This is a genomic window from Herbaspirillum sp. DW155 (genome assembly GCF_037076565.1).
In the GTDB taxonomy this organism is placed as follows: Bacteria; Pseudomonadota; Gammaproteobacteria; order Burkholderiales; family Burkholderiaceae_D; genus Herbaspirillum.
Window position 1 is genome coordinate 4,284,498 of sequence record NZ_AP029028.1, and the last position, 22,549, is coordinate 4,307,046.

General features: G+C 64.5%; 19 protein-coding genes. 7 read left to right on the forward strand and 12 right to left on the reverse strand.

Annotated features, from left to right (window positions below; all coding sequences use genetic code 11):
- Positions 1 to 2: 2 nt before the first annotated feature.
- Positions 3 to 884, reverse strand: coding sequence for a 4-hydroxyphenylpyruvate dioxygenase (locus tag AACH55_RS19415; protein ID WP_338716278.1), 882 nt, complete (start codon positions 882 to 884; stop codon positions 3 to 5).
- 129 nt (positions 885 to 1,013) lie between these two features.
- Between AACH55_RS19415 and AACH55_RS19420 the strand changes: the two genes are divergently transcribed.
- Positions 1,014 to 1,796, forward strand: coding sequence for an IclR family transcriptional regulator C-terminal domain-containing protein (locus AACH55_RS19420; RefSeq protein WP_338716279.1), 783 nt, complete (start codon positions 1,014 to 1,016; stop codon positions 1,794 to 1,796).
- Positions 1,797 to 1,844: 48 nt separating this feature from the next.
- On the opposite strand, the gene nfsB is transcribed toward AACH55_RS19420, so the two are convergent.
- Positions 1,845 to 2,498 carry an oxygen-insensitive NAD(P)H nitroreductase gene (gene nfsB, locus AACH55_RS19425; protein WP_338716280.1) on the reverse strand — a complete coding sequence of 218 codons (654 nt, stop codon included), beginning with the start codon at positions 2,496 to 2,498 and terminating at the stop codon, positions 1,845 to 1,847.
- Positions 2,499 to 2,695: 197 nt separating this feature from the next.
- Between nfsB and AACH55_RS19430 the strand changes: the two genes are divergently transcribed.
- Positions 2,696 to 3,601, forward strand: a complete 906-nt coding sequence (locus AACH55_RS19430) for a LysR family transcriptional regulator (protein ID WP_338716281.1) — start codon at positions 2,696 to 2,698, stop codon at positions 3,599 to 3,601.
- Positions 3,602 to 3,613: 12 nt separating this feature from the next.
- On the opposite strand, the gene AACH55_RS19435 is transcribed toward AACH55_RS19430, so the two are convergent.
- Positions 3,614 to 4,570, reverse strand: coding sequence for a DMT family transporter (locus tag AACH55_RS19435; RefSeq protein WP_338716282.1), 957 nt, complete (start codon positions 4,568 to 4,570; stop codon positions 3,614 to 3,616).
- Positions 4,571 to 4,846: 276 nt separating this feature from the next.
- Between AACH55_RS19435 and AACH55_RS19440 the strand changes: the two genes are divergently transcribed.
- The 5 genes from AACH55_RS19440 (at position 4,847) to AACH55_RS19460 (ending at position 8,337) form a co-directional block, all read left to right on the forward strand.
- Positions 4,847 to 5,002, forward strand: coding sequence for a hypothetical protein (locus AACH55_RS19440; protein ID WP_338716283.1), 156 nt, complete (start codon positions 4,847 to 4,849; stop codon positions 5,000 to 5,002).
- 85 nt (positions 5,003 to 5,087) lie between these two features.
- The gene (locus AACH55_RS19445; RefSeq protein ID WP_338716284.1) at positions 5,088 to 5,882 is read left to right on the forward strand and encodes an enoyl-CoA hydratase; all 795 of its coding nucleotides are present in this window, start codon (positions 5,088 to 5,090) and stop codon (positions 5,880 to 5,882) included.
- 338 nt (positions 5,883 to 6,220) lie between these two features.
- Complete coding sequence (locus AACH55_RS19450) at positions 6,221 to 7,090, forward strand: TorF family putative porin (protein WP_338716285.1); 870 nt, start codon at positions 6,221 to 6,223, stop codon at positions 7,088 to 7,090.
- A 61-nt stretch (positions 7,091 to 7,151) separates the two neighbouring features.
- Positions 7,152 to 7,559, forward strand: coding sequence for a hypothetical protein (locus AACH55_RS19455; protein ID WP_338716286.1), 408 nt, complete (start codon positions 7,152 to 7,154; stop codon positions 7,557 to 7,559).
- A gap of 205 nt (positions 7,560 to 7,764) precedes the next feature.
- Entirely contained in the window at positions 7,765 to 8,337 is a 573-nt protein-coding gene (locus AACH55_RS19460) for a hypothetical protein (protein WP_338716287.1), read from the forward strand.
- An 18-nt stretch (positions 8,338 to 8,355) separates the two neighbouring features.
- Here the strand turns inward: AACH55_RS19460 and AACH55_RS19465 are convergent, their stop codons facing one another.
- The 9 genes from AACH55_RS19465 to AACH55_RS19505 form a co-directional block, all read right to left on the reverse strand.
- The gene (locus tag AACH55_RS19465) at positions 8,356 to 9,066 is read right to left on the reverse strand and encodes a response regulator (protein WP_338716288.1); all 711 of its coding nucleotides are present in this window, start codon (positions 9,064 to 9,066) and stop codon (positions 8,356 to 8,358) included.
- Between the two features lie 9 nt (positions 9,067 to 9,075).
- Positions 9,076 to 11,829 (reverse strand): sensor histidine kinase KdpD, encoded by a 2,754-nt coding sequence (locus tag AACH55_RS19470; RefSeq protein WP_338716289.1) that lies wholly within the window; start codon positions 11,827 to 11,829, stop codon positions 9,076 to 9,078.
- A 166-nt stretch (positions 11,830 to 11,995) separates the two neighbouring features.
- Positions 11,996 to 12,607 carry a potassium-transporting ATPase subunit KdpC gene (gene kdpC / locus AACH55_RS19475; protein ID WP_338716290.1) on the reverse strand — a complete coding sequence of 204 codons (612 nt, stop codon included), beginning with the start codon at positions 12,605 to 12,607 and terminating at the stop codon, positions 11,996 to 11,998.
- A gap of 29 nt (positions 12,608 to 12,636) precedes the next feature.
- On the reverse strand, positions 12,637 to 14,832 hold the full coding sequence (gene kdpB, locus AACH55_RS19480; protein WP_338716291.1) for a potassium-transporting ATPase subunit KdpB: 2,196 nt from the start codon (positions 14,830 to 14,832) through the stop codon (positions 12,637 to 12,639).
- A 59-nt stretch (positions 14,833 to 14,891) separates the two neighbouring features.
- Positions 14,892 to 16,673: a potassium-transporting ATPase subunit KdpA gene (gene kdpA / locus AACH55_RS19485; RefSeq protein WP_338716292.1), complete on the reverse strand. Its 1,782-nt coding sequence runs from the start codon at positions 16,671 to 16,673 to the stop codon at positions 14,892 to 14,894.
- A 1-nt stretch (position 16,674) separates the two neighbouring features.
- Entirely contained in the window at positions 16,675 to 16,764 is a 90-nt protein-coding gene (gene kdpF / locus AACH55_RS19490; protein ID WP_338716293.1) for a K(+)-transporting ATPase subunit F, read from the reverse strand.
- A 506-nt stretch (positions 16,765 to 17,270) separates the two neighbouring features.
- Positions 17,271 to 19,379 (reverse strand): diguanylate cyclase, encoded by a 2,109-nt coding sequence (locus tag AACH55_RS19495; protein ID WP_338716294.1) that lies wholly within the window; start codon positions 19,377 to 19,379, stop codon positions 17,271 to 17,273.
- 352 nt (positions 19,380 to 19,731) lie between these two features.
- The gene (locus AACH55_RS19500) at positions 19,732 to 21,315 is read right to left on the reverse strand and encodes a gamma-glutamyltransferase family protein (RefSeq protein WP_338716295.1); all 1,584 of its coding nucleotides are present in this window, start codon (positions 21,313 to 21,315) and stop codon (positions 19,732 to 19,734) included.
- A gap of 138 nt (positions 21,316 to 21,453) precedes the next feature.
- Entirely contained in the window at positions 21,454 to 22,464 is a 1,011-nt protein-coding gene (locus AACH55_RS19505; RefSeq protein ID WP_338716296.1) for an LLM class flavin-dependent oxidoreductase, read from the reverse strand.
- Between the last annotated feature and the right edge of the window lie 85 nt (positions 22,465 to 22,549).

Sequence of the window (22,549 nt, forward strand, 5' to 3'; positions counted from 1 at the left end):
TTTCAATTCTTTGCTTTCTGGCTGCGCACCAGTTCGAAACTGACGCCGCCCTTGTAGAGCTGGGTGAGCGCACCGCGCTCGCTGATCTGGGTAGGCGCGCGGTCGACGAAGATCACGCCGCGCTCCTGCAATTGCCGCACTGCCTGCAACACGTCGGGCGTGCCCAGGCCGAGGCGCAGCCATTCTTCTTCCCAATGGATGTCTTCGGTGCCCTCGGGCGGCTCCACCAGCTGGATGTAGAACTGGCGGCAGGGGCTGACCAGCAGTGAGCCCTTGGGCAGGATGCCGAAGAACTCCCCTTCCGGCAGCACCGAGAACCCCATCAGGCTGGAATAGAAGTCGATCCATTCGCGTGTGCGCTCCGGCCCCACGGCCTGCACCAGACCGAAGAAATGCAGGCCCGACAGCGCCGTGGTCTGGCGGCGCTCCTGGCTGGACGGTTTGAAGTCGACGTCGTAGATCGAGAAATCCTTGTAGCGGTCGACGAAGTAGATGATGGAGTCGCCGCAGCCATGCACGCCGGGGATGTTCAGTTCCATCGCGCCGGCGCGCGTGGGAATCGGCCAGGCGCCCAGTTCGGTCACGCGGCGATAGGCCTCGTTGGCATCGCGCACGCGCAGTGCGATGGCGCTCAGGTTGGTGGCCTGCACTTCATGGTCGAAACCCGACCAGGCCGAGACGTCGGCATTGACGATCACGTTCATCTCGCCCTGCGTGTAGAGCACCACCTCACGCGAACGATGGCGGCCGACCTGCTCGAAACCCATGCGCTCCAGCACGGCACCCAGCGCCAGCGGTTCGGTGGTGGCGTATTCGATGAACTCGATGCCGTCGATGCCCAGCGGATTGATGGGGACAGGATTGTTTTCTATGGTGTTCATCATGATCCCGATGATTTGTCTCGGAGGCGAGTATAGCCAAGCCCCACCCCCGCCAAAAGGCCGATATGAAGCAAAACGTGCGATAATCGCGCAACTTGTTCGGCAATCACTCATTTCTGGCATTTATTTACGATGATCGACCAACAGTCGGTAGAACTGGACATCCAGAAGCGCGACCTGATCGAAGGCCTGATGAAGGGTTTTGACGTCATCACCGCCTTCAACAGTGACTCGCCCCAGCTGACCGCCAGCGAAGTGGCCGAGCGCGTGGGCCTGACCCGCAGCGCCGCGCGCCGCTATCTGTTGACGCTGGTGCACACCGGCATGGCGGCCTCCGATGGCAAGAAATTCTGGCTCATGCCGCGCCTGTTGAACCTGGGCCAGTCCTATCTGGAATCGGCCCGCGTACCGCGCGCGGTGGTACCCTTCCTGCAGCGCCTGACGCAGCAGTTGCAGGAGTCCACCAATTTCTCGCTGCTCGATGGCGACGAGATCGTCTACGTCACCCGCGTCACCGCCGCGCAACTGGTCAATGCCGGATTCGAACCGGGCACCCGCCTGCCCGCCTACACCACCACGGCCGGGCGCGTACTGCTGGGCATGCGCGAGGATGACGAGATCGCCGCCTATCTCGACCGCGTGACCCTGATCCCGCACACCCACATGGCCATGACCGACAAGGCCGCGCTCTTTGCCGAGATCGTCACCATGCGCAAGCAGGGGTATGGCATCACCGAAAACCAGTTCGAGATGGGCATGCGCGGCATCGCCATCGCGGTCAAGAACCGCAATGGCCGCGTCATCGGCGCCCTGAGCGTGACCTCCAACATCGCCGCCTGCTCGCGCGAGGAAGCCATCGCGCGCGGCGTGCCGGCGCTGCAGACCACGGCCAACACGCTGATGATGTGGGTATGAGGAGGATGAGGATGAGGATGAGGACGAGGGACCAGCGCCCTTTGTCGATTACAGATCGGTAAAGACCGTCTCGGCCGCCAGGCGCGACTTCGGCAGCTTGGCATTGAAGTCATCGGCACCGCTGTAGCCCAGGCCGACCAGCACCACGCTGGTGAAGCCCTTCTCGCGCAGGCCCAGTTCCTCATCCAGCACCTTGGCATTGAAACCTTCCATCGGCACCGCATCCACTTCCAGTTCGGCCGCGCCCAGGAGCAGCGTGCCCAGGGCCAGGTAGACCTGCTTTTCCATCCAGTGCTGGGCGTCCTTCAACTCGTAGCGATGCAGGTTGCTGTAGAGCAGGCGCGAACCGCGCTGGCCGGCCTTGGCCTCGGCATTGACGAAGCGGCCATCGGCTTCTTCTTTTTCCAGCAGCGCCTCCAGATGCGGCTCGCTGATGGCGGTACGGGCGCACAGCACGATCACGTGCGAGGCGTTGATGATCTTGGGCAGGTTGTAGGGATAACCGGCTTCGGCAGCCTTGCCGATGCGGGCCTTGGCGGCATCGCTGGAGGCCACCACGAAATGCCAGGGCTGCGAGTTCACCGAGGACGGGGCCAGGCGCAGCAGCTCGCGCAGTTCAGCGATGAGGGATTCGGGAATCTTGCGGCTGGGATCGAAGGCCTTGGTGGAGTGGCGTTTGCGGGCGGCGTGGAGCAGGCTCATGGTATTTCCTTCCGTTGAATGGTTTGGCGTTGAGCATTAAATCTTGCTTAATGCTCCTGAATTCACTGGTGCGGCTTGCATGACATCATCGGGCAGGATGCGGTTTCAAAAAAGCGCAGCGGGGCAGAAACATTTTCAAAAAATAATTGAAAGTAAAATGCGGGTTTCGATCTCATCACCTTGTCTCCTGCCCCATCATGATCCGCCTGGAAGACCTCGCCATCTTTGTCTGCGCTGCCGACAACGGCAGCCTCTCCGCCGCAGCCCGCCAGCACGACGTCACTCCGGCCGTCGCCAGCGCCGCCATGAAGCGGCTCGAAGGCGAACTCGGCGCGCGCCTGCTGGCCCGCTCCACGCGCAGCCTGCGCCTGACGCCCGATGGCGAGCGCTATCTGCAATACGCCCGCAACGCGCTGGCCGAAGTCAATGCCGGGCGCGATGCCGTGGCCCATGGACGGCGCATGGTCGGCGGTAATCTCTCGCTGTCGGTGCCCTCGGATTTCGGCCGCAATCTGATGTGCCAGTGGCTCGATGAATTCCAGGCCCAGCATCCGGCGGTGAGCCTGCAGGTGCGCATCAGCGACCGCGTGGCCGACATGTTCCGCCAGCCGGTGGAGGTCGCCATCCGCTACAGTCCGCCCGAGGATTCCAGCCTGGTGGCCCTGCCGCTGGCACCGGAGAACCGCCGCGTGCTGTGCGCCTCGCCCGACTATCTGGCGCGCCACGGCCGCCCGCGCACACCGGCCGACCTGCGCCAGCACAATTGCCTGCGCTATCTGCTCTCGGACATGCTGCATTCGCAGTGGACCTTCTTCAAGGAGGGCAGCCCGGTACAGGTGCAGGTGAGCGGCGACCGCGTGTGCGACGATGGCGAACTGGTGCACCGCTGGGCCGTGGATGGCCGCGGCATCGCCTACAAGTCGCGGCTGGACGTGCTGGCCGACCTGCGCAACGGCAGGCTGGAAGCGTTGATGGAAGATTATGCGGGCGAGGCCTCGCCGCTGAATCTGGTCTGCACGCATCGCATGAGCCTCTCGCCCACGGTGCGTGCGCTGCGTGAGCTGCTGGGTGAACGGATCGCGCGTTATCTCACCGATCGCTGAGCCGGGCCCGGCTCATGCCTTGCTGACGGCACGGCGCAGGCCCACCGAAGGCAGTGCCGGCAACACCAGTCCCAGGCACAGCAAACCCATGCCCAGCAGCAGATCACCGGAGAGCTTCTCGCCGAAGATCAGCGAGGACAGCGCCAGACCCACCACCGGCACGCCCAGCATGCACACCGATACCGTCACCGGCGAGAGGCGCTGGGTCATCTGCAATACGATCAGGAAAGTCAGGGCCGTGGCCAGCGGACCGGTGTAGGCGATCACACCCCAGGAATGCGGATCGGCCAGGAAGGTCGGTGCGCCATCGACCACCAGGGCCAGCAGGGACAGCGGCACGGCGGCCACCAGGGTCTGCCAGGGCAGCAGGTCGAAGTCCAGCTTCACGCCCGGCGTCATCTTGATCTGCAGGATGTTGGTGGCCCAGGACAGCGAGGCCGCGCCCAGCATCAGGTAGCCGATCATGCTGTGCATGTCCGCATGCAGCAGCGCCGGCAGCACGATCACGGCCATGCCCGCATAGCTGCAGACGGTGGCCAGCGACTGCTGGGTGCTCAGCTTGTGCTTGAGGACGAGCGCGGCACCCGGCACCACCCAGATCGAGGTGGCATAGGCGATCAGCGAGGCGCGGCCCGGCATGACGAAGTGCAAGGCCCCGGTGACCAGCGCCGTGAACAGGCCCATCTGCAAGACACCCACGCCGGCCACCACCGGCCACTCTTGGCGCGTGGGCAAGCGCAGCTTGCCCAGGGCAGCGGCGATGATGAAACTGAGGATCGCCGCCGACAGGAAACGGCTGGCCGCGAACCACAACGGCGGAATGAACTGGCTGCCGAACTTCATCACCGGCCAGTTGCCGCCCCAGATGCAGATCGCCAGCACCACGCAGACCAGAAACAACCGGCTCATCGGCTGCGGCCGGGAAGAGGCAGGACGGGTGGTGGCGGGTGCGGCAATGGCGGTGGACATCTGGGCTCCATGAGGGAAAGACGGAGCGCTGCAGGAGCCGGAAAATCCAAGCCGTCCGGCGCATGCTGCAGCGCATCCAAACGGCTCTCATGGTAGAGAAGAGGCGGCAAATAGTGCTGCCGTATTGGAGGGGAAGAAAGACCGTCGGCAGCACTTACTGCTGCAAAATAATCGACTGACAGATTATTCATCTGCGAATACCCGTTTGGTGCAGCATGCACCACTCCGGACATGGCGCTGGTGCATCGCCCCGCCAGCCCCTCGGATTTAGCCCATATGAACGAAGATACCGGCCAGCCGGCGCAAACCCTTGCCGGACGGCTGGCCGCCCTGCCCCTGACGATCCGGGGTGAAGGTTCTGACCAGATTCCGACTTTTTTCCGTACGGCGGCATTCTGTTCGTTCATCTTTCCTGATCAGCCAGTGAAGTGAACTTTGGACCTCGCCCCGGCGCTTGAGGTAGTCTTCTGACAGGCCCGGCGATGACATGACACGGGCGCCCATTCGGAGACCCACCATGCAAGCGACCAGCCCGGACCTGCTGCTGCGGCACGACCAGCACGGCATCACCACCCTCACCCTGAACCGGCCAGCGCAGTTCAATGCGCTCTCGGAAGCCATGCTGACCGCCTTGCAGGCGCAGCTCGATGCCCTGGCGCAGGATGCCCGGGTGCGCTGCGTGATCCTGGCCGCCAATGGCCGCGCCTTCTGCGCCGGCCACGACCTGCGCGAAATGCGCGCCACGCCCCAGCAGGCTTACTACCAGCAGTTGTTTGAGCGCTGCAGCCGCCTGATGCAATCGCTGCGCGCGCTGCCGGTCCCGGTGATCGCCAAGGTGCAGGGGCTGGCCACGGCGGCCGGCTGCCAGCTGGTGGCCAGTTGCGATCTGGCAGTGGCCAGCGAGCAGGCGCGCTTTGCGGTCTCGGGCATCAACGTCGGATTGTTCTGTTCCACCCCGGCGGTGGCGCTCACGCGCAACCTGCCGATCAAGCGGGCTTTCGAGATGCTGGTGACCGGCAAGTTCATCGATGCCGCCACGGCCGCCGAGTGGGGACTCATCAACCAGGCCGTACCCGAGAGCGAACTCGATGCCGCCACCCAAGCACTGGCCCGCGAGATCTGCAGCAAGCCCGCCATCTCGATTGCGCGCGGCAAGGCCATGGTGTACCGCCAGCAGCGGATGGCCCTGCCGGATGCCTATGCCCATGCGGCCGAGGTGATGGCCTGCAACATCATGGATGCCGAGGCGATGGAAGGGATACAGGCGTTTCTGGAAAAGCGTGCGCCCAGCTGGACTGAGCGGGGGGATTGATCGGGTTTTCATGAGGGAGCGGAAGACGGGTTGCATCGTCCGCGATCAGATGGGGCAGGCACAACGACAACACGATGGCGCCCGACGCAAAGAAAAATCAGCCACGCCAGACGATAAAAAAGTTAGAAATTGATTCGATCCGAAGAAACGCTATTTCTATCGATCATTCCAGCCTCGCGGCCTGCTCATAAATTGCTATCCTCTCCACCCTGAGCGGCTTACCGCCTCTTTTACAGCACCTTCTTTACAGCTTTTTTACACCACCAACCCAAAGTTTTATCCGGATTAAACGCCGCAAAAACTAAGCTTGATGCTCTTCAACCCATGGAGCATCCAGCATGAACCGCCGTACCTCACAACAAGTCGAAGACACCACCCAGGAATCGCTGGCACCACTGGGCCAGCGTCGCCTGCGCAATGCGCAACTGGCCGGACTGGCGAGCCTGGCCGCCGCCGCTGCCCTGCTGGCCATCGCCGTGATCGCCCCGGCCCAGGCGCAGGAAGCTGGCGCAGCGCCGGCTGCCAGCGACGCCAGCGCCTCGCCGCTGCACCTGACAGGCAACATCGGCATCGTCAGCCAGTACGTCTTCCGTGGGACCACGCAGACCAATCAAAAGCCCGCCCTGCAAGGCGGCTTCGATCTGACCCATGACAATGGCCTGTATGCCGGGATCTGGATGTCCAACATCAGCTGGATCTCCGATACCAATTCCGCAGCCTCGGCCAGTCTGGAGACGGATATCTACGGCGGCTGGAAGCCTGCCCTGACCGACTGGCTCACCGGCGACATCGGTGTGCTGCACTACGCCTATCCGGGCAGCTACCCGGCCGGCATGACCAGACCCGATACCACCGAGGTCTACCTGGGCGTGGACGCCAAATGGATCGCCTTCAAGTATTCGGTCAGCACGGGCAACACCTTCGGCAATGCCGATACCAGTGGCAGCAGCTACGCCGATCTCTCGCTGACCCATGAGCTTTTCGACGGCATCACCGGCCTGGCCCACATCGGACGCCAGCACTACACCGGCCCCAACGCTTCCAGCCTCTCCTATACCGACTGGAAGCTTGGCCTCACGCGCGATTTCTCCGGCTATGTGCTGGGCCTGGCCTACACCGGCAGCAACGCGCCGGATGCCGGCTATACCCTGCGCGGCAAGAACATCGGCAGCAACCAGTGGGTGGCCTCGCTCAACAAGAGCTTCTGAGGCCGGACCATCGTGTGAATTGGCAATGGGCAATGGGCAATGAACAAGGAGGTGCATCATCATGCGTAGCCGTCTGCACTGGAAACGTGGCGAAGATCGCCTCCACCCGCTCTCGCCACGTCATCTGTTCCTGCGCACCGCGCAGCGCCGCCGCTATCGTCACGTGCTGGTCGCGCTGCTGATGCTGCTGCTCTGCGTCGGTGTCGCTCAGCTGAGCTGGGCGGTATCACCTTACCGCGCGGCGGAAGACTACGGACCCTCGCCGCAAGCCCTGCAGCATCGCGAAGACTGTCGGCACCAGGTGGCCGCTGTCCTGCCGGGCAAGATCGAGAGCGAGGAGTTCGTCGCACGCACCGACCGCGAATATTTCCGCTACGTGGTGCGGCATGATCTGCGGGAGATTCTCTTCATCTGCGATGCGCGCACTGGCCAGATCCGCCGCCAGATCGATCTCTGGGGGGATCTTTAGGTTCATCTCGCGCTAGCACCACCCCGGTACACATTCATCGCGCCAGGACCGGTTCCCATTTGATTTGCCCGTGCAGATCAAATGAGAACCGGCCTTGGTGCCGCCTCGACAGACCGACAGGCAGCGCACAGCCGGGCTGGACAAGCGGCCGGGCTGACGGCAAGATGCGGCATCCCATCCCTCTGCCCATCTGACCGACCTGCCCATGCAAGCCGATTACGCCACCATCCTGCAATGGATCTATCTCTTCAACTCCCTTGCCCTGGCTCAACTGGCCCTGAAGCAACTGGCCCGGCGCCGCAAGGCGCGCGGGCTGGAGCAGCGCTTTCGTGCGGCCCAGACCGCCCAGTGGCGCCTGAGCGCACCTGACTTCCTGACCTCCCGGCTGGGCGCACCCCACGCGCAGCACACGCGCGAGGACGGCGCCACGCTGTATCGCTGGCGCGGCGAGCGGCACTGGCTGGAAGCGCTCTATCGGGATGGACGATGCGAAAGCGTGGAAGTCTCCGACCATCTGGAAGAAAGCTTCCCCACCGTCAATACCTATTTCAATTGCGCGGTGCTGGCCGGGCTGGCCTGCGCCTGGAAGTTCTCGGGGCTGGCCGATGCGCCGGAGCTGGAAGTGACGGCAGCAGGCAAGCAATACCTGGCCAGTTTCATCGTCTTTGTGGCCGGTGCCTGGCTGCTCTCCTTCGTGCTCAAGCGCCAGCGCGTGTTGCTCAACCTGGGCTGCATCGCGATGGTCGTGCTGGCGCTGCCGCTGCTGAACTGGCCCTGAATCCTCAGCGCTCGCGGCTCATTCAGCGATCACGTCGGCCAGCCGATAGCCCACGCCGATCTCGGTGAGGATGTGCACCGGCTGGGCCGCATCGTGCTCCAGCTTCTGGCGCAGGCGCTGCATGTAGATGCGCAGGTAATGACCGTCTTCCGCATGCGACGGTCCCCAGCCAGCCACCAGCAACTGGCGGTGCGTGATGACGCGGCCGGCATCGCGCAGCAGCGTGGACAGCAGGCGATATTCGATCTGCGTCAGATGCAGTGCCTCGCCATTGCGGGAGACGCTGCGGGCCGGCAGGTCCACCACCACCTCACCCAGCCGATAGCGGCCGCTGGACTGGCCCGCGCCTGATGCGCGCGCATGGCGGCGCAGCTGGGCGCGCATGCGGGCCAGCAGCTCGGGCATGCCGAAGGGCTTGACGAGATAGTCATCGGCACCGGCGTCGAGGGCTTCCACTTTTTCCGATTCCTGGGTGCGCGCCGAGAGGATCACGATGGGCACGCTGCTCCAGTTGCGGATCTCGCTGACGACCTGCTTGCCATCGCCATCGGGCAGGCCGAGGTCGACGATGATGAGGTCGGGCTTGCGGGTGCCGGCTTCGGTAACGCCCTCGCGCGCGGTCTTGGCCTCATGCACGATGAAGCCCTCCTGTTCCAGAGCGCTTTTGACCAGCTTGCGGATGTGCGGATCATCTTCGATGAAGACGATGTTGCCTGCGTGTTCTTGCATGGGATGTCCTTATTCCTCGGGCAGGGCCGGTTGCGTTTCCACCGGCAGCATGAAGCAGACGGTCGCGCCCTGCCCGGCTTCCTGCGGCGCAATCCAGATACGGCCCTGGTGCGCCTCGATGATGGCGCGGCAAATGGCCAGGCCCAGGCCGACGCCGGGGGTGCTGGACTCATTGTCGCCGCGCGTGAATTTTTCAAAGGCGTGCTGCGTCATGGACGGCGGGAAACCGCGTCCCTGGTCTGCCACGCTGACCTTGACCTGGGGCGCGCCCTCGCTGTCTTCCACATGGGCGCTGATGGCAATGGGACTGCCGGGCGGCGAATACTTGATGGCGTTTTCCACCAGATTGGCCAGCACCCGTTCCAGCAATACCGCATCCACCCGCAGCAGCGGCAGCCCGGACGCGATGCGCGTTTCCACCTGACGCCCTTCGAGCGCCTTGGCCAGCAGGCGCAGGGCCGAGCCGGCCAGTTCTTCCAGTGCATTCCACTGGCGGTTCAAGGTCACCACGCCGGCCTGCAGGCGCGCCATGTCCAGCAGGTTGTTCATCAGGCCGACCATCTTCTGCGACTGTTCGCTGATGGTAAGGGCCATGGCGCGGGCATCATCATCCAGCCGCGCATTGGCAGCCAGCACCTCGGCACTGCCCACCAGCGAGGTCAGGGGCGTGCGCAGGTCATGCGAGATGGCCGAGAGCAGCGAATTGCGCAGGCGTTCGGATTCCATCGTGACCACCGCATCCTGGGCCACCTCGGCATAGTGCAGACGCTCGATGGCCATGGCGATCTGCGAGCAGAAGATCTCCAGCATCTGGCGGTTCTCGGGCAGAGCCAGCTGGGCTGCGGCGAGCTGGCGTTCTTCTTCGCTGGGCGCCTCGATGGCAAAGGCCAGCACGCCGCGCGTGCGCATGGTGGCCGTCAGCGGCAGGTACAGCGCCGCCGCCGAGGGCAAGGTGGCCGTGCCCTTGCCGGCCGCCTGGCCATTGTCATAGACCCACTGCGCGACACCGGCATCGACGCTCTTCAGGACATGGGCTCCGCCCTCCTGCTCCGGCTCGGCCAGACGCAACTGGTCGGCGCTGTCCGGCAGGAAGAAGGCGATGCGCGCACCGAACACGGCGGCCAGATGGCGGCGCCCGATTTCCAGGATCTGGTCCAGCGTCAGCAGTGCCGACAATTCCTTGCCCAACATGTAGAGATTGGCCGCCCGGCCCTCGCGCTGCATGGCCACGCTGGCCTGGCGGCGCAGGCGTGCGGTGAGCGAGCTGATGAACAGCGATACCGCCAGCATCACCGCCAGCGTCAGCAGATACTGCGCGTCGGACACCGTGATGGAGAAACGCGGATCGACAAAGAAAAAATCGAAGGACAGCACCGACAGCACCGATACCAGCGCCGAGGCCGCGCGGCCATAGCGCATCGCCACCAGCATCACCCCCACCAGGTAGAGCATGATGACGTTGGCCGGATGCAGCTTGCCGTCGAGCACGAAGGCCAGCGTGGTGGTGATGGCGCAACTGGCCAGCGCCCAGAGCGTGCCGCGCGTACGGCGACGGCGTGTCAGCAGTTCTTCGGCGGCACTGGCGGCACCATCGGTGCGGGCGGTTTCGCCCTGCTGGCGGGTACGGCTGCGGGCGATGGTGTAGAGGTCGATCTCGGCGCCGCCACGCGCGATGCGCTGGGCCAGTGTGCCGCGCGGCCAGCGCAGCAGATGATGCAGGCCGCCTGCGGGCTGGCCGATCACCAGCTTGCCGGCATTGCGGCTGCGGGCAAATTGCAGCAGTGCCGCGGCCAGTTCCTCACCACTGATGCTGGCCGTTTCCGCACCCAGCGATTGCGCCAGCTTGAGATAGGCCACCACGCGCTCGCGTGCGTCCATCGCCTGACGCTGGCCGGGCAGGTCCACATGTACGGCCAGCCATTCGGCCTGCAGCTTGGCGGCCAGACGGGCTGCTTCGCGGATCAGGCGTTCCTCGCCGGCACCGCTGCCCACCGCCACCACGATGCGTTCGCGCGCCTGCCACAGCTGGGCGATGGAGCGGTCGGCGCGATACTGGCGCATGTCCGCGTCAACCCGGTCGGCGGTGCGGCGCAGGGCGATTTCGCGCAGGGCGATCAGATTGCCCTTGCGGAAGAAATTGCGACCGGCCTTCTCGGCCTGCTGCGGCAGGTAGACCTTGCCCTGCTGCAGGCGCGCCAGCAGTTCATCAGGCGGGATGTCGACCAGCATGACGTCATCGGCACCATCGAAGACATGATCGGGCACCGTCTCGAAGACGCGGATACCGGTGATCTGGCCCACCACGTCATTGAGGCTTTCGATGTGCTGCACGTTGAGGGTGGTGTAGACATCGATGCCGGCGCGCAGCAGTTCATCGATGTCCTGCCAGCGCTTGGCGTGGCGCGAGCCGGGCACGTTGGAGTGCGCCAGCTCGTCCACCAGGATCACGCCGGGCTTGCGTTCCAGCGCGGCATCCAGATCGAACTCGGGCAACTGCCGGTCACGGTAAGGCACCATGCGCAGCGGCAGGCGCGTCAGGCCGGCAAGCTGCGCCTCGGTCTCGGCGCGGCCGTGGGTCTCTACCACGCCGGCGATCACGTCCACGTCTTGCGCGGCCAGCGCCTGGGCCGCTTCGAGCATGGCGAAGGTCTTGCCCACCCCCGCCGAGAAGCCGAAGAAAATCTTCAGGCGGCCACGCGCCTGGCGTTCTTCGTCGCGCATCACGCGTTCAAGCAGGTCGTCGGGATCGGGGCGGGTGTTCATAGGCGCAGTATCAGAGTTGGAGCATTGTAGAGGCAAAAAGCCGGTGCTACGCACTGGACGTAGCACCGGCTGCGGCGGGCATCTCCATTACCGTTCGGACTGAGTGACGGCGCAGTCGCGTATCGAAGACGCGCCTGACTCAGGGCGAACGGGTCGGAGGGTGATCCTATTGTTTGGCATCCGTCCTGGGCATGGGTGCTGCCGCATCCAGCGCCAGATTGAGCTTGAGCACGTTCACGCGCGGTTCACCGAACAGGCCCCATTGCGGCGCCTCGCTGTTGGCGTGCACCAGGTCGCGCACCTGCTGCACCGTCATGCCACGCACGCGGGCCACGCGGGCTACCTGATAGGCGGCGGCCGCCGGGCTGATGTGCGGATCAAGGCCGCTGGCCGAGGCGGTCAGCAGGTCCATGGGGATAGCGCTCTTGTTGCCCGGATCAGCCTCCTGCAAGGCCTTGGCGCGATCTTCTGCGGCTTGCTTGAGGGCCGGATTGGTCGGGCCGAGATTGCTGCCACCGGAGGCCAGGCCGTTGTTGGGGAAGGTGCCGGCAGCCGACGGCCGGCCCCAGAAATAGGCCGGGCTGGTGAAGTTCTGGCCGATCAGTTCAGAGCCGACCAGCTGGCCCTGGCGTTCGATCAGGCTGCCATTGGCCTGATGCGGGAAGAAGGCTTGCGCCAGGCCCGTCACCAGCAGCGGGTACAGGCCGCCCAGCAGCACGCCCAAAAGGATGAAGAGCGTGATGGCCGGACGCAGCGGATGGGGAGTCGAGGTTTTCATGGGACACTCCTTGAGAGTCGGATTCAGGTTCAGACCAGGCCAAAGGCGGCCAGCAGCATGTCGATCAGCTTGATGCCCACGAACGGCACCAGCAGCCCACCCACGCCATAGATCAGCAGGTTGCGGCGCAAGAGCACGGCCGCACCCAGCGCGCGATAGCGCACGCCGCGCAGGGCCAGCGGAATCAGCGCCACGATCACCAGCGCATTGAAGATCACCGCCGACATGATGGCCGATTCAGGACTGGCCAGATGCATCACGTTGAGCGCGCCCAGCTGCGGATAGCTGGCCACGAACATGGCCGGGATGATGGCGAAGTACTTGGCCACGTCATTGGCGATGCTGAAGGTGGTCAGACTGCCGCGCGTCATCAGCATCTGCTTGCCGATCTCGACGATCTCGATCAGCTTGGTCGGATTGGAATCGAGGTCGACCATGTTGCCGGCTTCCTTGGCCGCCTGGGTGCCGCTGTTCATGGCCACGGCCACGTCGGCCTGGGCCAGTGCAGGGGCGTCGTTGGTGCCGTCGCCGGTCATGGCCACCAGCTTGCCTTCAGCCTGATGCTGGCGGATCAGGGCCAGCTTCTGTTCCGGCGTGGCCTCGGCGAGGAAGTCATCGACCCCGGCTTCGGCAGCAATGGCCGCCGCAGTCAGGCGGTTGTCGCCGGTGATCATCACGGTCTTGATACCCATGCGACGCAGTTCACCAAAGCGCTCCTTGATGCCGCCCTTGACGATATCCTTCAACTCCACCGTGCCCAGGATGCGCACCGGGGAACCCAGCTGGAGCAGGTCGCTCTGGTTGCTCCATTCGATCACCACCAGCGGCGTGCCGCCACGGCGGGCGATGGCTTCGACGTCGGCTTCGACCTGGGCCGGCAGGCGCTGGTCGGCCGAGCGCACCAGCTTGCGGATGGCGTCGGCAGCACCCTTGCGGATACGGCGCTCGCCGATGTCGATGCCGGAGACGCGGGTCTGGGCCGAGAAGGGAATGAATTGCGCCCCCAGGTTGGCCATCTCGCGTTCGCGCAGGTTGAAGCGGTTCTTGGCCAGCACCACGATGCTGCGACCTTCCGGGGTTTCATCGGCCAGCGAAGCCAGTTGTGCCACGTCGGCCAGTTCGCGCTCGCCCACGCCCGGGGCCGGCATGAAGGCGGCGGCCTGACGGTTGCCCAGGGTGATGGTGCCGGTCTTGTCCAGCAGCAGCACGTCGACGTCGCCGGCGGCTTCCACGGCGCGGCCGGAGGTGGCGATGACATTGGCCTGCATCATGCGGCTCATGCCGGCCACGCCGATGGCCGAGAGCAGGCCGCCGATGGTGGTGGGGATCAGGCAGACCAGCAGGGCAATGAGTGCCGTCACGGTGACCGGCGAGCCGGAGCCGGCCGCATTGACGGAGAAGACCGAGAACGGCAGCAGGGTCACCGTCACCAGCAGGAACACCAGTGTCAGCGCCACCAGCAGCAGGGTCAGGGCCAGCTCATTGGGGGTCTTCTGGCGGCGTGCGCCTTCGACCATGGCGATCATGCGGTCGAGGAAGGCTTCACCCGGGTTGACCGAGACGCGCACCACGATCCAGTCCGACAGCACCCGCGTGCCACCGGTGACGGCCGAGAAGTCACCGCCGGATTCGCGGATCACCGGTGCCGATTCGCCGGTGATGGCGCTCTCGTCGACGGTGGCCACGCCTTCGATGACGTCGCCATCGGCAGGCACGGTGTCGCCGGCTTCGATGAGCACCAGATCGCCCTTGCGCAGGGAGCCGCCTTCGACGACTTCACACTGCCGGGCGGCGGCAGCGGCGCCGCCCCGGACCAGTTCAGTGCTGCGCAGTTTCTTGGCCATGACGCTTTTCTTGACGCCGCGCAGGGCGGCGGCCTGGGCCTTGCTGCGGCCTTCGGCCAGCGCTTCGGCGAAGTTGGCGAAGAGCACCGTGAACCATAGCCAGGCGGCGACCGCGAAGATGAAGCCTGCCGGCGCCTCACCCTTGCCGACAACGGCCTGGATGAACAGCAGCGTAGTCAGGATGCTGCCCAGGTAGACCACGAACATCACCGGATTGCGCCACTGCACGCGCGGTGACAGCTTGCGCACCGAATCAGCCAGGGCCGGCTTGACGATCTTGGGATCGAACATCCAGCGCGCAGTCTGGGCGGCGGAGGGAATGGCATCGGCCGGCACGGCGGGTTGGCTGCTGGCCGGGGTATTGCTGGAAGGGGTAGTCATAAAGGTATCCGTTACGGGTTGCTCCCGCCGACGTGTGCCGGCGGGAATCCATCCATCATTTACATCGCCATCATCTGCAGGTGCTCGACCACCGGTCCCAGCGCCAGCGCCGGAACATAGGTCAGGGCACCCACCAGAATCACCGCGCCGATCAGCAGTGCCACGAACAGCGGGCCATGCGTGGGCAAGGTGCCGGAGGTGGCGGCCAGGCGTTTCTTGCCGGCCAGCGAACCGGCCATCGCCAGCACCGGCACGATGATGCCGAAGCGGCCCAGCCAGGTGCACAGGCCGGTGGTGAGGTTGTAGTACGGCGTGTTGGCCGAGAGTCCGCCAAAGGCGCTGCCATTGTTGTTGGCAGCCGAGCTGAAGGCGTACAGGATTTCGGAGAAGCCATGCGCACCGGGGTTGGCGATACCGGCCAGGCCACCCTCCACCATCACCGACAGGGCGGTAAAGATCAGCACCAGGGCCGGGGTCATGAGGATGGCGATGGACATCATCTTCATGTCGAACACGCCGATCTTCTTGCCCAGGTATTCGGGCGTGCGGCCGATCATGAGGCCGGCGATGAACACGGCCAGCACCGCGAAGATCAGCATCCCGTACAGGCCCGAGCCGACCCCGCCGAAGACCACCTCGCCCAGCTGCATCTGCAGCATCGGCACAAGTCCGCCCAGAGGCGAGAGCGAGTCATGCATGGCATTGACCGCACCGCAGGAAGCGGCAGTGGTGATGGAGGCGAACAGGGCCGAGGCCGGAATGCCGAAGCGGGTTTCCTTGCCTTCCATCATGCTGGGGCCGGAGGCGTGCAGCGAGGCCAGCATGGGGTTGGGCTGGCTCTCCGAATGCATCAGCACCAGCGTCATCACCACGAACAGCAGCGTCATCGAGGCCAGGATGGCCCAGCCCTGGCGGCGGTCACCCACCAGCGTGCCGAAGCTGATGCACAGACCGGCCGGGATGATGAGGATGGCCAGCATCTGCAGGAAGTTCGACAGCGGCGTGGGATTCTCGTACGGGTGCGCCGAGTTGGCATTGAAGAAGCCACCGCCATTGGTGCCGATCATCTTGATGGCTTCCTGCGAGGCCACCGGGCCCATCGGCAGGGTCTGCTTGTCGGTGCTTTGCGCTTCGGTCACGGGTTCGCCCTTGGCATCCTTGAGCGGCTGTCCTTGCTCATCCAGCTTGGGGATGGTGTAGTTGGTCACTTCCAGCGTCTTCACTTCCTGATAGGCATGGAAGTTCTGGATGCTGCCCTGCTGCACCAGCACCAGCGAGATCACCACCGACAGCGGCAGCAGCACGTAGAGCGTGCTGCGGGTCATGTCCACCCAGAAATTGCCGATGCCCTTGCTGCTGTGGCGGGCGAAGCCGCGAATGAGCGCGAAGGCAATGGCGATGCCGGTAGCGGCCGAGAAGAAGTTCTGCACCGCCAGCGCCGCCATCTGGGTCAGGTAGCTCATGGTGGATTCGCCCACGTAGCCCTGCCAGTTGGTATTGGTGACGAAGCTCACCGCCGTGTTGAAGGAGGAATCCGGGGTGACATTGGGCAGTGCCGCCGGATTCAGCGGCAGCCATTGCTGCACGCGCTGCAGCAGGTAGACCGCGACGGCGCCGATGAAATTGAACAGCACCACGGCGATGGCATACTGCTTCCAGTCCATGTCGTGTTCGCGGCTGATGCCGCAGAGGCGACAGAAGACGCGTTCGATGCCGCCAAAGAGACGGTTCACGCGCGACTTGCCTTCCATCACGCGGGCCATGTACCAGCCCATCGGGAAAGCCAGCAGCAGCAGCACGGCCAGGTAGAGGCCCAGCTGCAGGTAGTTGTTGCTGTCCATATCAGAAATCCTCCGGCTTGATGAGGGCGTAGACCAGGTAGATCAACAGGGCGATGGAAACCACCAGCCCCAGCAGGGTCATGAAGTTCATTGCTTGTCCCCTTCGCGCCGTTCGAGACGGCTGCACAGGGCGATGAAGGCCCACATCGAGAGGCCGCAGAGCAGCAGCATGCCTATGTTGAGAAAATCCGTTTGCCACATTTCCCACTCCATTGTTGACGTTGTTTGGCTCCCTTCCGAAAGACGGAAGCGGAGACAGTCGAACGATAGAGAAGGCAGCATTAAATCCTGGTAAATGTTGCGCACGCGAGCGTAAACAAAACGTAAACGAGACGTGGCGGATCGCCAGGAACAAGGTTCAGAGCAAAGCTGGATGGAAGGGAGAAAGGAACGTATACCGGGAAACAACCAACACCCGTTCGGACTGAGTAGCCCCGCAGGGGCGTGTCGAAGACGCACCGACGTTAGCGTGACAAACCCGGCCCCGGCGGGAACGGCGCAGCGCCCCTTATGCCTGCTGCGCAGGCTACTTAGTCCGAAAGGTGAACAGACCCTGGTACGTGCGTGACCAGAACGAAAGCGAGGTGCGCCGTGGACTCAGACGTCGCTCACGCGGCCCAGCTCGACGCGGTTCTTGCCCAGGCGCTTGGCCTTGTACATGGCCTTGTCGGCCATGGCCAGCAATTCCTCGGGGCCGACTTCGCCATCCAGGTTGGGCTGGTAGACGGCCACGCCGATGCTGCTGGAGATGTTGACGGTGGAATGGGTCAGCTCGAAGGGTTCGCGGATGGTGACCAGGATCTTCTCGGCCACCATCACCGCATCTTCCTGGGTCTGCAGATTTTCCAGGATGACCACGAATTCATCGCCGGCCAGGCGCGCCACGGTATCGACGTCACGCACCGAACGCTGCAGGCGGCGGGCGAACTCCACCAGCAGTTCGTCGCCGGCCTCATGACCATAGCGGTCATTGACGCCCTTGAAACCATCGATGTCCATGAAGAACAGGGCCAGCAACTGATCGGCCCGGCGCGCGCGCATCATGCCCTCGGGCAGGCGGTCGCTGAAGGCGCGACGGTTGGGCAGGCTGGTCAGCACGTCGGTCAGCGCCAGTTCACGCATCTGGTCACGGAAGGCCAGGCGTTCGGTGATGTCATGCAGGAAGGCGATGAAGAGGTGTCCGCTCTGGCGCTTGACGTGGCCGATGGTGATCTCGACAGGCAGCTCGTAGCCGTCGTGATGCAGGGCCTGCAGCTCGATGCGGTTGTTGATGACCACGCTGCTGCCATCCTTGAGGAACTGCGACATGCCGCGATTGTGGGCGCCTCGCATGTCGGCGGGGATGATGAGTTCGGCCATGTCGCGGCCCATGACCTGATCGCGCGGCCAGCCCAGCAGCAGTTCTGCCTGGCGGTTCCACTCGACCACACGGCCCTGTTCGTCGGCGGCGATGAAGGCATCCTGGGCGTTTTCGAGGATGGCGCGCAGCTCGGCCGCGCTTTCTTCCAGCTGGATCTGGTTGGCCTGCTGCTGGTCCAGCGCCTGCTGCAAGGCGCTGGCGGTTTCGTGCAGGCGGCGGGTGCGCTCGGCCACCCGCTGCTCCAGACTCTCGTTGAGGGAGCGGACCTCGCGCAGATAGCTCTCTTCGCGCTGGACCATGTTGACCAGGGTCGAGGACAGCAACTGGATCTCGCGATAGCTGTTGACCAGCGGAATGGTGACGTCGGCGCGGCCGCCGGCACGCAGTTCCAGCGCGGCCGACAAGGCATTGATGGGGGCCACCAGGCGCCGCGTGAGCACGAAGGCCAGGATCACCAGCAGCGTTCCGATGAGTGCGCCCACCACGATCACGCGCTGCTCCAGCGCGCGGAAGGCTTCCAGGGCCACGGTTTCGGGCTGGCGCACGATCACGCTCCACTGCAGCCGCATGCCGCCCTTGGCGCCGGTGCGCGCATACCCGCTGACGTAGCGACGGCCGTCCGGCCAGGTCTCGATGAGCGAGCCACCGTCCTCGGTGGCTTGCGCGGCGCGCAGGCTGGCGGTGTCGATGGTGGTTTCTTCCAGCCCTTTGGGTCCGAGCATGACGGTGCCGTCGCTGCGCACGATGATGACGTCGACGTCGTAGCGCTTGCCGGTGGGGTCCAGCAGTTTGGCGGCGATGTCGCGGGCCCACGACCACGACAGATGCATGCCGACCACGCCGACGTAACGGCCCTTGAGGTCATGCACCGGGGCCGAGAGGTCGACGAAACGCCAGGGCGCCGATTGCGGCGTCAGCTTGTGCGCCAGCAGCAGAGCCGGATGATAGTCGCCGGCGTATTCGGCCTTGCTGCCTTCCGTGAACCAGGGCCGGTCGGCCACGCTGGCGCCTTCCAGCATGCCCTTGCTGGCTGCGATGACGGTACCGTCAGGGCGTGCCATGCCTATCCATGCATAGTGCGGCACGTTGGTTTGCAGTTCGTTGAAGACGTTACGGATACGCGCCGGATCATGCACGGCCCGTAGCGAGGGGCGCTGCACCAGCAGGCGCAGGTCGACCTGGCGCTCGTTCATGCCGCGCTCGAGCGCGTCCTGCATCTGCCAGGCCAGCTGCTTCATGCGCGTTTCGCTTTCCGAACGCGCATAGCCGCGCGTGAACTGATCCACCAGGAACAGTACCGACACGGTCGTGATGAGTACGGTGACGACCACCCCCAGCGTAATCAACGACGACAGATTCGGCGGAGATGGGGCTTTATTTTTGTTCAATTCGGAAAAAATGCTGCGATACGGCTAAATGCATGACGGCTCCCCTGTGAACCGCATAGGTTTTCAAGCATCTTGCCAGAACAGCTATGGTTTTTCATCGCATTTACCGAAAAACTTCGATAATTTTTTTCCATCACGTAAAACTCTCAAATACTCTCATGCCAATCCCGATATAAAGCCCGCAAAAGCGTGCAATAGACGCTATTTCCCGGATATCGGGAAATGCAAAAAGACAACGGATGGTGACGATACGCGCGTCTCCTCGCCATTTCCCGATGGGTTCGGACAGCCCGGCACGCCCGACGACCGGCTACAGCCCGGCGCAGACCCCATCGGCACGGGGATCGGTGGCGCCTTCGATGACCCCGTCCGGATGCACGCAGACGGCACCGGCGTGGCCCATCAGGTCGGTGTAGTCCTCCACCACCTGCACCTCATGACCGGCGCGACGCAAGGCGTCGATGATGGCGGGCGGGACGCGGCCTTCCAGCTTCAGGTTGGTGGAGACGTCACCCCAGGTGCGACCCAGCAGCCAGCGCGGCGCGCTCACGGCGGCCTGCAGGTTCTGGCCGAACAGTACGTGACGGGTGAAGACCGCCGCCTGTGTCTGCGGCTGCCCTTCTCCGCCCATGGTGCCGTAGGCCAGGGTGCGGCCATCGTTGAGGCGGGCCAGCGACGGATTCAGCGTATGGAAGGGCAACTTGCCGGGTTGCAGCTGGTTGGCCCCCTCGTCCAGGGTGAAGCTGGCACCACGGTTCTGCCAGACGATGCCCGTTTCCGGCACCACCACGCCGCTGCCGAATTCCCAGAAGATGCTCTGGATGTAGCTCACCACGCGGCCCTGGGCATCGGCGGCTCCCATCCAGATGGTGTCGCCGGGCTTGGCCGGATGCGGCCAGGGAGCGGCGCGCTGCATGTCAATCTGCCTGGCTTCCTGGTCCAGGGCGCCGTCCAGCAGCCAGTGCGACGCATCCACGCTCATGTGGGCGGGGTCGGTGACATGCTGGTTGCGCAGGATGAAGGCGCGCTTGGTGGCTTCCACCAGACCGTGGATGTGTTCGAAACCTTCGGCCCGGGTCACCCCCAGGCGGTCGAACAGACCGATGATCATCAAGGCCGAAACGCCTTGCGTGGGCGGCGGCAGGTTGTAGACGCGGCCTGACGTTAACTGCACCATCAGCGGCTTGACCACCTGTGCGCGGAAGGCTTCAAGGTCGCTGCGGCGCAACGGGCTGCCCGTCGCTTCCAGGCCTGCAGCAAGGCGTTGCGCCAGGTCACCGCGATAGAAATCATCCAACCCGGCCTCTGCCAGTCGCGACAAACTGGCCGCCAGCGCTGACTGTTTCAGCACCTTGCCCTGGGCCGGGATGCCATCGGCGGCATAGGTGGATGCAAAGCCGGGCTGGTCCTTGAGTTCAGCCCACTTGTCGCGGGTGAGTTCATGTTGCGAGCGGGTGACGGGCACGCCCGCCTGTGCATGGCGGATGGCGTCGGCCAGCAAGACCGGCAGCGGCAAGGCACGACCGAAGCGGCGCGCGTAGTCGAGAGCGGCCGACCAGCCGCCCACGGCACCGGCCACCGTCAGCGCGGCGTGCGGCCCGCGCGTGGGTATGGCACCGTAGCCGTGTTCAGCATAGAAACCCTTGGTGGCCAGCGCCGCCGACGGGCCGCAGGCGCGGATGGCCACCGGGTCTTGGCCCGGTTCGCTGATGAGCCAGAAGCCATCGCCACCGATGCCGTTCATGTGCGGATAGACCACCGCGATGGTGGCCGCCGCCGCAACCATGGCCTCGACCGCATTGCCGCCCTCGCGCAGAATCTGCGCGCCCGCCTGCGCGGCCAGATGATGGGGAGCGGTGACCATTCCGCCCAGACAGGTCTTGCTGTACAACATGGCTGACTCCTGGTGTTCTTGTCATGAAGAGAAACATGCTGTGGCGATGATACTTGCGGATGGATGGACTTGCAGGCGGGACCGTTTGGAGTGCATCCGGGAGGTGGCGCGCACCGGGACAGGTGCGCCCCAGAACGATCAGATCGTGACCGCTTCCCTCAACGCCTGACGCGCCTCGGCCGCAATCTCGAAGGAATGCAGACGCGCAGCGTGATCGTAAATCTGCGCAGTGATGATCAGCTCATCGGGCGCGTGTTCATCGATGAAGGCTTGCAGCCCTTGCTGCACTGTCTCGCGGTCGCCGACCACGGCGCAGGACAGCGAGCGTTCCACATGCGCCTGTTCGCCCGGCTGCCACAGCGCGTTGATATCCTCCACGGGTGGACGCAGCTGACCAGGAGTGCCGCGAATGAGGTTGAGGAACTGTTGCTGCAGCGAGGTGAAGAGGCGCTCGGCCTCGCGCTGGGTATCGGCGGCGAAGACATTCAATGCCAGCATGACGTAAGGTTTCTGCAGCGAGGCCGAGGGCTTGAAGCGCTCGCGATAAATCTGCACGGCCGACTTCATGAAGCCCGGCGCGAAGTGCGAAGCGAAGGCAAACGGCAAGCCCAGTTCAGCCGCCAGCTGGGCGCTGAACATGCTGGAGCCGAGCAGCCACAGCGGCACCTTCAGACCGGCGCCGGGCACCGCGCGCAGGGCCTGGTAATCCGAGGGCTCATCGAAATATTCCTGCAGTTCCACCACATCCTGCGGGAAGTTGTCTGCCGTATCGCCGCCCATGTGACGGCGCAGGGCACGCGCGGTGCGCTGGTCGGAACCGGGCGCGCGGCCCAGGCCCAGGTCGATGCGGCCGGGATAGAGCGACTCCAGCGTGCCGAACTGCTCGGCAATCACCAGCGGCGAATGATTGGGCAGCATGATGCCGCCCGAACCGACCCGGATACGTCGGGTGTTGGCGGCCACATGCGAGATCACCAGCGCGGTGGCGGCGCTGGCGATGCCGGGCATGTTGTGGTGCTCGGCCAGCCAGTAGCGGTGATAGCCCAGCGCTTCAGCGCGCTGCGCCAGTTCCTTGCTGTTGTTGAAGGCCTGGGCGGCGGTGCTGCCCTGATTGATCGGGGACAGATCGAGGACGGAAAAGGGAATCATGCAACAGATCCTTGTCGAGACGGCACGGCCCTCACAGGCCGTGCCGGTGGCCGGGTAGCTTCCCCGGAAATGACGGCGGGTGACG

What these genes read in the sequence shown, in the direction of transcription:
- AACH55_RS19415 (WP_338716278.1), bottom strand. Translation starts at nt 884, where the DNA reads ATGATGAACACCATAGAAAACAATCCTGTCCCCATCAATCCGCTGGGC.
- AACH55_RS19420 (WP_338716279.1), top strand. Translation starts at nt 1,014, where the DNA reads ATGATCGACCAACAGTCGGTAGAACTGGACATCCAGAAGCGCGACCTG.
- nfsB (WP_338716280.1), bottom strand. Translation starts at nt 2,498, where the DNA reads ATGAGCCTGCTCCACGCCGCCCGCAAACGCCACTCCACCAAGGCCTTC.
- AACH55_RS19430 (WP_338716281.1), top strand. Translation starts at nt 2,696, where the DNA reads ATGATCCGCCTGGAAGACCTCGCCATCTTTGTCTGCGCTGCCGACAAC.
- AACH55_RS19435 (WP_338716282.1), bottom strand. Translation starts at nt 4,570, where the DNA reads ATGTCCACCGCCATTGCCGCACCCGCCACCACCCGTCCTGCCTCTTCC.
- AACH55_RS19440 (WP_338716283.1), top strand. Translation starts at nt 4,847, where the DNA reads ATGAACGAAGATACCGGCCAGCCGGCGCAAACCCTTGCCGGACGGCTG.
- AACH55_RS19445 (WP_338716284.1), top strand. Translation starts at nt 5,088, where the DNA reads ATGCAAGCGACCAGCCCGGACCTGCTGCTGCGGCACGACCAGCACGGC.
- AACH55_RS19450 (WP_338716285.1), top strand. Translation starts at nt 6,221, where the DNA reads ATGAACCGCCGTACCTCACAACAAGTCGAAGACACCACCCAGGAATCG.
- AACH55_RS19455 (WP_338716286.1), top strand. Translation starts at nt 7,152, where the DNA reads ATGCGTAGCCGTCTGCACTGGAAACGTGGCGAAGATCGCCTCCACCCG.
- AACH55_RS19460 (WP_338716287.1), top strand. Translation starts at nt 7,765, where the DNA reads ATGCAAGCCGATTACGCCACCATCCTGCAATGGATCTATCTCTTCAAC.
- AACH55_RS19465 (WP_338716288.1), bottom strand. Translation starts at nt 9,066, where the DNA reads ATGCAAGAACACGCAGGCAACATCGTCTTCATCGAAGATGATCCGCAC.
- AACH55_RS19470 (WP_338716289.1), bottom strand. Translation starts at nt 11,829, where the DNA reads ATGAACACCCGCCCCGATCCCGACGACCTGCTTGAACGCGTGATGCGC.
- kdpC (WP_338716290.1), bottom strand. Translation starts at nt 12,607, where the DNA reads ATGAAAACCTCGACTCCCCATCCGCTGCGTCCGGCCATCACGCTCTTC.
- kdpB (WP_338716291.1), bottom strand. Translation starts at nt 14,832, where the DNA reads ATGACTACCCCTTCCAGCAATACCCCGGCCAGCAGCCAACCCGCCGTG.
- kdpA (WP_338716292.1), bottom strand. Translation starts at nt 16,673, where the DNA reads ATGGACAGCAACAACTACCTGCAGCTGGGCCTCTACCTGGCCGTGCTG.
- kdpF (WP_338716293.1), bottom strand. Translation starts at nt 16,764, where the DNA reads ATGAACTTCATGACCCTGCTGGGGCTGGTGGTTTCCATCGCCCTGTTG.
- AACH55_RS19500 (WP_338716295.1), bottom strand. Translation starts at nt 21,315, where the DNA reads ATGTTGTACAGCAAGACCTGTCTGGGCGGAATGGTCACCGCTCCCCAT.
- AACH55_RS19505 (WP_338716296.1), bottom strand. Translation starts at nt 22,464, where the DNA reads ATGATTCCCTTTTCCGTCCTCGATCTGTCCCCGATCAATCAGGGCAGC.